The following is a 7792-nucleotide window of genomic DNA, read 5'->3' on the forward strand; positions in this document are numbered from 1 at the left end:
CGGTGCGTGTGAGATCTTTGACCTCCGGGGCAAGGCTCTCAGCCGTGCCGCCCGATTGCAAAGGCGGTGGGTGCGCTTGGTGCGTTCGCCTTTCTCCAGATACTTCTTTCTGTTCTCCAGACGCTCCAGCTTGTGCTGTTCCTGTGCAAGCTGCGTCTCGGCTCGTTCCTTTTCGGCTCGAAGCTGTTCAAGGGTTTTCGGTTTTGTCATTGTGATTGACCTCCTTTTTTTGATTTTGGGAATAAAAAAAGACCGTCAACTTTTCGCATAGTGCGACCAGTCAACGGTCAGTTTTTGATATTTAGTTATTGTGTGTTACCATTTGTCGATTTTTAATTTTGCTTTTCGCTTAACCTTAAACCAGAAGCTATTTGAATAGTTCTCGTTATGGACTAAAACCTCATACGCCTCCATAGCTCCAGCAGAATATACAAAGCCAAATAATCCGACTGACAATCCTAAAAAGACAAGCGAATGATAGTGTGTCCATGGAATTATTCCTCGAACGGTAATAGCGAGTGTCAAAAGACCTATGATGAACAGAACTGTGCAAGGGATAGCAACAACCATGTTCTTTTTCTTCATGGAACGATATTCGTCAGTTAGTACCTTTAGAAATTCATAATCAAAAAGCAAACTCTCTTTTTTCAAAATTGTGTATTCATCTTTTGAAATGAACATTGAAACCACAAGAGCAATAATTCCTGCAAGTATGCAAATGGACATACCCAACACTTTCCATGCAGTCGCTGTCTGAAACACGGTGTAGGGTATTCCAGCTAAAGCAAACAAGGCGAATCCGGCACCAAAATATTTGCAAGTCTTTTTCTCGTTGACGATATAGCCAACAGCCATTTCTCTACTTACATAATAGCCTTTTTCATCTGCGCTACTTTCCGTTTTTTCGCCTTTCAGTAGGAAGTCAATAGATACCTCAAAGACATTTGAAAGCAACAGCAATTTTTCTGTTTCCGGATATCCTTGATTATTCTCCCACTTGCTGATTGCTTGTCGGGTTGTTCCCACAAACTCTGCAAGAGCTTCTTGAGACAGACCTTTTTCTTTTCTGAGTTTGTAGATTTTTTCGCCTAAATTCATAGGTGATACCTCCTTTGATTTTAATAGCATAATTCTACCAAAGCGAGGTGTCATTATCTATCTTTCGGGAAATGCACTTTGTCAACTTCAAGTTGCAGATATGTTTTCCAGTGCATAACTGTCCTTTTTCAAACTTGCTGGCGGCGAACAGCATTTCATGCTGTTTGCGGACGGCAAGCCCACAGGGGATAGCCGCTTTAGCGGCGCAAGGGGGTGTAGCCACCTTGACGGAACGAAGTGACGAAACATTCTCGGTTATGCAGTTTTCTTCTGCTGACCGGGAATGAAGCTCCGCAGGACGCACTACTCTCGACAGAGAGTATAGAAGTGCGCCCTTTGTTCCAAAGGGATTTTATACATCCGTTATGTCTGCTGCGTACAGCTTATCAAACTGGCCGGGGCAGTGGACATCATATCAGGCCAACAGCGATTCAGCCTGTCGAATATGAATTGTGGGATGTATATGAATTTATCTGACAATCATAAAAGCATAACAGCTCGCCGTTCCGCTTTCCGTCCGAGCGCGAAGGGCATATGCTCCACTGATGTTCTCCGGTATCTGCATCACGGAATAACCGTCATGCGTCCGCTCGGTCGCAGCCTCCAACATGCTGTTTGGATAAAGCTCATACAGCGTGTTTACAAGCGTAAAGTGCGCTTCGACATACTTTGTTCCTTGGTACTGACCCAATGTGACGGTATCTCCGTAGTTGCCCCGGATAATATAATCCGTGTAATCCTGCACGATTCCCCCGCCGTTACTCCATGACCAATCTGCGGCAAGGTACGGTATATTCAGCGAATCCAGGAGACCGCAAAATTCCGCGTCCGCCTGCTTGACCTTTTCAGCATAGCTGGCAAATGTCTGCCCGGATTCAGTGCCGGTATACGGCGTGAAAGTCTGTCCATTGATTTCCTCAATGACCTTGTCAGGAGTATACGACATATCCTGCCCAACACCAGTCGGCATAATATCAAATTCCGGATTCGAACCGTAGATATCGGTCAACTGCCCTCTCACTACGCCGCCACGCCATACGACAGGCAGACACATGCCTAAATCCTCGAGAGGCAAAAACGCATAATCGCCGACATTTGCCGAAAACGTGACAAGCTGATCGCCCGCCGCCAGATTCAAAACTGGCAGCTCCTCTGAGGACCTCGGCAGCGCATCTAAAACTGACGACTCACTTACACGGTCGGAATCGGTATATGTCATTTTTGTCGGCTCGAGATTATAAAACCGGCCGTCATGCAGGATAAAAATCGGATTTAGACTTACATATTCCATGTTCGCTGCATCTTCAGCATTGTCGTAAAACGGAACGCTTAAGCGCCAGTCGTACCCCATTTCGCTCCATTCTTCGTCCGCCGGCTCATCCGCCTTATCCGTCGGCTCTTCCGCCTCATGCATCGGCTGATTCTCCGGTTGCGGAACATCGTTCTGTCCAGCTGAGTTAACCTGTCCAGAACACCCGGCAGAACAAAGCAGCAGGAGGGCAGCGATAAACATCAGTATTCGCTTTTTCATCTTTCTCTCTTCTTTCATATGATGGTTGCAAATTCATGTGAATTCGCAGTACATTCTTAGCTTACCATAAAGCAACAAGTTGTCAAGTGCTTTTACCGTCAACATACTTCAGGCTGTCTGCCTCGCAGGACGCACTACCCTCGATAGAGAGTATAGAAGTGCGCCCTTTAGTTCCTAAAGGGGTTTTATCGGTTCGATAAAGCTGAATTTATCTGCAGTCACTTTCTTTTCGTTTTCCAATTCCTTTTCTGTAATCTTCCATGAGCCTAACACAATGACCTGCTATATCGTGCATTCCAAGTTCCTGAAAAAAGACAATTTGCAGTTTCATCAGTTCTTCGCAAACCGTCAACTTCTGTTCATCCATATTGCCGACAGCAAGCCATGGGAAAGCCTTATATTTCCTCGTGTCACCAATGAGAAAATTATACCCTATTAACTGATTTTCACGGAGAACGAAATAGAATTGTGGACCCGAATTCGGAACTGACTTTTCCATAATCCGCTGCATTGTTTTCACACCGCCGTATGCCGGGAAAAAACCGATTTGCGCAAGAGCATTTAATATGTCAAGCCGTTTATCCGTGGGTATATCTCTGTAATTGAGAATCTGTTCCATTTGCTTTGCCCTCATTAAATCCCGATTCATAATGTAAGAGTAAGGTCTATCCGGCCTTGCTCTTTTCTTTTAAAATGGAGATATGGTCTGACGAAATTTCCGATTGGGACATCACGCCCGCAGACAAATGTGTCAGCCAGCCTCCATTGTTTTGTGCTCGATTCAGCAAGTTGGGACATAGCTCCCGTTTCACGATTGAATATGTGCGTACTTTGGAAAAGCTGGATAGCCATAAATCGAAACGAAAGAAGGAATGTCAATGCTCGCAGTAGGAATCGATATTTCCAAGTCAAAAAGTGTAGCAGCCATCTTAAACCAAGATGGATCAATGCACACAGGCCCTTTTGAATTCCACCATACGCAGCCCGAACTAGATGCTTTCATCAAGTATATTTTGAATAGCAATCAATCTGCAACCATCTTAATGGAAAATACCGGGCATTACCATTATCCTGTTCTGAAAGCGTTTCAGGAAGCCGGGCTCCCTGTTTGTATGGTTAATGCCTATCAAATCAAGAAATTCGGAGACATGGATCTTCGCAAGGCCAAAACGGACAAGAAAGATGCAGTGCGGATTGCCAGATATGCATTGGAAAAGAGTTATTCTCTGGTTCCATACACATCTATGGAGCAGAAATACGAAGATTTAAGATTTTTGGCACGACAGTATAATCAGCGAATGCTTACCCTGAAAACCAACAAAGTATTTCTACTTAATCTATTGGATGAAACGATGCCTGGCATAACCAACATCCTGCCTCTAACGACCAGAACGCCACAAACCAGTCTTTCCGTTCTCTTTATCAATCGTTTTAAATCCTACGATCGTATAGAGAAAATGGGGAAAAGTCGTTTTCTTGACGCATTTGAAAAAATCGCAAGGAAATCTCGGAATCGCCAAACCAAAACCTATGGGTTGGCAATTTACGAAGCTGCATTGCTCAATATCACAACAAGAGGAGAAAACGAATATACCCTTGGGGCTCAAGATCAGTGCCTTGAACTTGTCTGTGAATCCCAAAAGGCCGCTGATTCAATTATTCTAAAGATGCAGACATTGGCTGAAACATTGCCCGAATACGCCGTGCTGCGTTCTATGGCTGGTGTAGGTAATAGACTCGGTCCCCTTATCCTTGCTGAAATTGGAGATATCCGCCGCTTTCACAGTGGAAAAGCACTCAACGCTTATGCTGGTAACGATGCGCCTCCATATCAGTCTGGAACATTTGAGAGCCACAATCGCCACATATCAAAACGTGGGAATGCGGCTCTCAGAAAGTATTGCTTTGAGGTTATGCAGGCACTCAAACTTACACGACCTCAAGATGACCCTGTCTACCTTTTTCTGCTCAAAAAGGAACAGGAAGGGAAACCGTATAATGTAGCTAAAATGGCCGGAGTCAACAAGTTTCTCCGCATCTACTATGCGAGAGCGATGGAAACGCTCAAGCAACTGTAACCACTGATTTTATTATATAGCTTTTTCAAAAATCCACAACTGCTGTGGGTTTAATTTGATGCGCCCTTTTTTCCAAAAGAAAATCGGAAAATCTATAAACAAACTCTTGACAAATACATTAGCAAGATTTGTTTCTCAATTTCGTATTCAAATTATACCATAAAACTTGTGAACAATTCTACCGCAACTTTGGAATATATGAGAAAAGCCCGAACAGTTTTCTGTCCGGACTTCCTCGCTCAATCATAAATCAATTCTGCTTTCACAACTTCCTCTGCCTGTGCCTTGCAAGCGTTCATCTGCCGTACCCACTCCATCTGATTTTCGGCTTTCAGTTGCTCGGTCACGCCGTTTCGCTCTGCCAGTGACCGCACGATCAACTCTATGCGGTTTCGTGCCGCTTCGTCAATCTCGGCGCAATGCTCAAAGAGCTTGTCGGATAGTACCAGCTTATTGAACAGTATCGGGCGGTGCATTTCCAGATACGCCTTGCGAAGTCTGCCGTAGTGTCCGATGGGCTTGGTCTTGCGGATAATGATGTTCGGGATAAGATAATCACCGTTCTGTGTGTAAGTGATATTCATGCTGTTTGTACTCCTTTCATCGGCTCTCTCTGCGGTAAACTGCTGACAGGGACGAACACTCCCTTTGCAATGTCCTCCGCACGAATGGCGGCTTTCTTGGCTTCGATTTCCGCCTTTTTCCGCTTCTTGATTTTGTCCTCGTATCGCTTCTGCGCTCCGCTGGCTTTCCGCTTCAAGTAGTTCTGATGAAGCCTGTCCTTGCGTTCCTCACGTTTGCGGATTTCCTCTAATTCTTCCGGGGTCAGCTCCACTTCTCCAAACGCCGGGGAACAAATCGCCCAACAAAATTGAAGTAAATCTCGACCTCCTGTGTGGTCTGTATACTGCCTTTGCGGTCACGCTCATGCACAAGAATTTTCTCGATAAACTCGTTGAGCATGGCAATGGTCAGCTTGTCGAAGTTCTCATATTTGTCAATCAGAGCGATAAAACGGTCAGCGTCCTTTTCGTGCTTCTCATAGCTCTTGACAGCCTTTTCCAGAACAGAGATTTCAGCGGTAAGCTCGGACTGTTCCTTTTCGTATTGAGCGTCCAGAGTGGCGTATCTGCTGTCGGACAGCTTGCCTAAAATGTTGTCCTCATAGATTTTGCAGAGCAGCTATTACGAAAGACCAAAATGTGATGCTACCCAAGTACACGGTGTTTTTTAAGGCTAAAGATGCGGATGCGCTGACTTCCGCTTTTGAGGAATTCACCAACCGCAAGCTGAAGGCAAAGGAAAAACCGAGTGTTCTGGAGCAGCTTAACAAGCTCAAAGAGCTGGTTGCTGCAATTCTGCCGGATAAGGTTCGCCACAAAAGTCAGGAGCGTGATCTATGAGTAATAAGACAAAAAAGCGGCTGATCCTGAACCTGCCGTACTTCATTGCCGGTCTTGTATGTACCAATCTGGGAGAAGCGTGGAGAATTGCCGAGGGCGCAGACATGTCTGAAAAGCTCCTCGGCTTTCTTTCTGCCCTGGGTGTAGCCTTTTCCAATCCGATGCCAAGTCTGCATCCGATGGATTTGCTGATTGGCGTGTGCTGCGGAACAGGTCTGCGGCTTGCCGTGTACCTGAAAGGCAAAAATGCCAAGAAATATCGCCATGGCATGGAGTACGGCTCTGCCCAGTGGGGAACGCAGAAAGACATCGAACCGTTTGAAGACCCGGTGTTTGCAAACAATGTGATTCTGACCCGGACGGAGCGGCTGATGATGAGCAATCGTCCGAAGAATCCGGCCAACGCAAGGAATAAGAATGTTCTGATTGTCGGCGGTTCTGGTTCCGGTAAAACTCGCTTTTGGTTGAAGCCAAACCTTCTCCAGATGCACAGCTCCTATGTGGTCACTAACCCGAAAGGCAGCATCGTGATTGAGTGCGGCAATGCTCTTTTGAAGCATGGCTACAACATCAAGATTTTCAACACCATCAATTTCAGAAAGTCGATGCACTATAATCCCTTCGCCTATATCCATTCAGAAAAAGACATTCTGAAACTGGTGACAACGCTGATTGCCAACACAAAGGGCGATGGAAAAGCCGGTGACGAGTTCTGGACGAAGGCAGAAACGCTGCTCTACTGCGCCTTGATCGGATATATCCACTATGAGGCACCGCTGGAAGAGCAGAACTTTGCAACTCTGATTGAATTCCTGAATGCGATGGAAGTTCGCGAGGATGATGAAACCTTTCAGAATCCGGTGGATCAGATGTTTGAAGTTCTGAAAAAGAAGAAGCCGAATCACTTTGCTGTCCGGCAATATGCCAAGCTCAAGCTGGCTGCCGGTGTTGTATGCTCTAAAAGACTTCTTAATCAAGCGGTTGGGAAGTCTCTTAGAACACACAACCTAAAACCGAAGAAAGGAGCGCAAGTTATGAGAAAAAACGAGAAAATCACTGCTCTGTATGAACGGTTGAGCCGTGATGACTTTGGCAAAGATGATGACCAACAGCGTGAGAGCAATTCCATTTCCAACCAAAAGCAATGTTGGAGGAGTTCGCCGCACGGCAGGGGTTTACGAACATTGTCCATTTCACGGACGATGGCATTAGCGGCACTTGCTTTGACCGTCCCGGATTTCTGGCAATGATGAAAGAGGTTGAAGCCGGAAATGTGGAGTATCTGTGTATCAAGGACATGAGCCGCATGGGTCGTGACTATCTGAAAGTCGGTCAGATTATGGAAATCCTGCGTCAGCGTGGCGTTCGCCTTATCGCCATCAATGACGGCGTGGACAGTGCCAGAGGGGACGATGATTTTACCCCTTTCCGCAACATCATGAACGAGTATTATGCCAGAGACACCAGCCGTAAAATCCGTTCCACTTTCCAGTCCAAAGGCAAGTCCGGCAAGCACCTCACAGGCACGGTCATTTACGGCTATCTCTGGAACGAAGCCAGAGACCAATGGCTGGTTGACCCCGAAGCCGCAGAGGTGGTCAAGCGCATCTTTTCCATGACGATTGACGGCTACGGTCCGTATCAGATCGCCAGCAAGCTGAAAGAAGAAAAAGTCCTCATTC

The 7792-nt window shown here is 46.0% G+C and carries 6 protein-coding genes and 4 pseudogenes; 4 read left to right on the plus strand and 6 right to left on the minus strand.

Features of this window, described 5'->3' with window-relative positions; genetic code table 11:
* From DW806_RS14575 to DW806_RS14595, 4 genes and pseudogenes are all read right to left on the minus strand, one after another.
* Nucleotides 1-210 (minus strand): annotated as a pseudogene (locus tag DW806_RS14575) (DUF3847 domain-containing protein); the annotation flags it as partial.
* A gap of 105 nt (nucleotides 211-315) precedes the next feature.
* On the minus strand, nucleotides 316-1098 hold the full coding sequence (locus DW806_RS14580; protein WP_118730414.1) for a helix-turn-helix domain-containing protein: 783 nt from the start codon (nucleotides 1096-1098) through the stop codon (nucleotides 316-318).
* Between the two features lie 469 nt (nucleotides 1099-1567).
* Nucleotides 1568-2629, minus strand: a complete 1062-nt coding sequence (locus DW806_RS14590) for a hypothetical protein (protein ID WP_158578398.1) — start codon at nucleotides 2627-2629, stop codon at nucleotides 1568-1570.
* Nucleotides 2630-2837: 208 nt separating this feature from the next.
* A complete protein-coding gene (locus DW806_RS14595) occupies nucleotides 2838-3248 on the minus strand; it encodes a hypothetical protein (RefSeq protein ID WP_242983506.1) in 411 nt (136 codons plus the stop codon).
* 259 nt (nucleotides 3249-3507) lie between these two features.
* Between DW806_RS14595 and DW806_RS14600 the strand changes: the two genes are divergently transcribed.
* Entirely contained in the window at nucleotides 3508-4707 is a 1200-nt protein-coding gene (locus tag DW806_RS14600; protein ID WP_118730417.1) for an IS110 family transposase, read from the plus strand.
* 239 nt (nucleotides 4708-4946) lie between these two features.
* On the opposite strand, the gene DW806_RS14605 is transcribed toward DW806_RS14600, so the two are convergent.
* Nucleotides 4947-5291, minus strand: coding sequence for a TnpV protein (locus DW806_RS14605; protein WP_118730418.1), 345 nt, complete (start codon nucleotides 5289-5291; stop codon nucleotides 4947-4949).
* A pseudogene (locus DW806_RS14610) lies at nucleotides 5288-5889 on the minus strand (DUF4368 domain-containing protein); the annotation flags it as partial. The pseudogene DW806_RS14610 and the gene DW806_RS14605, both read right to left, overlap by 4 nt.
* 23 nt (nucleotides 5890-5912) lie before the next feature.
* Between DW806_RS14610 and DW806_RS14615 the strand changes: the two are divergent.
* From DW806_RS14615 to DW806_RS16140, 3 genes and pseudogenes are all read left to right on the plus strand, one after another.
* Nucleotides 5913-6110, plus strand: coding sequence for a PcfB family protein (locus tag DW806_RS14615; protein ID WP_243022787.1), 198 nt, complete (start codon nucleotides 5913-5915; stop codon nucleotides 6108-6110).
* A pseudogene (locus DW806_RS16135) lies at nucleotides 6107-7084 on the plus strand (type IV secretory system conjugative DNA transfer family protein); the annotation flags it as partial. The gene DW806_RS14615 and the pseudogene DW806_RS16135, both read left to right, overlap by 4 nt.
* A 60-nt stretch (nucleotides 7085-7144) precedes the next feature.
* Nucleotides 7145-7792, plus strand: a pseudogene (locus DW806_RS16140) (recombinase family protein); the annotation flags it as partial.

Origin of the sequence: Butyricicoccus sp. AM32-19 (assembly GCF_003480365.1) — a bacterium.
GTDB classification, from domain to species: Bacteria; Bacillota; Clostridia; order Oscillospirales; family Butyricicoccaceae; genus Agathobaculum; species Agathobaculum butyriciproducens.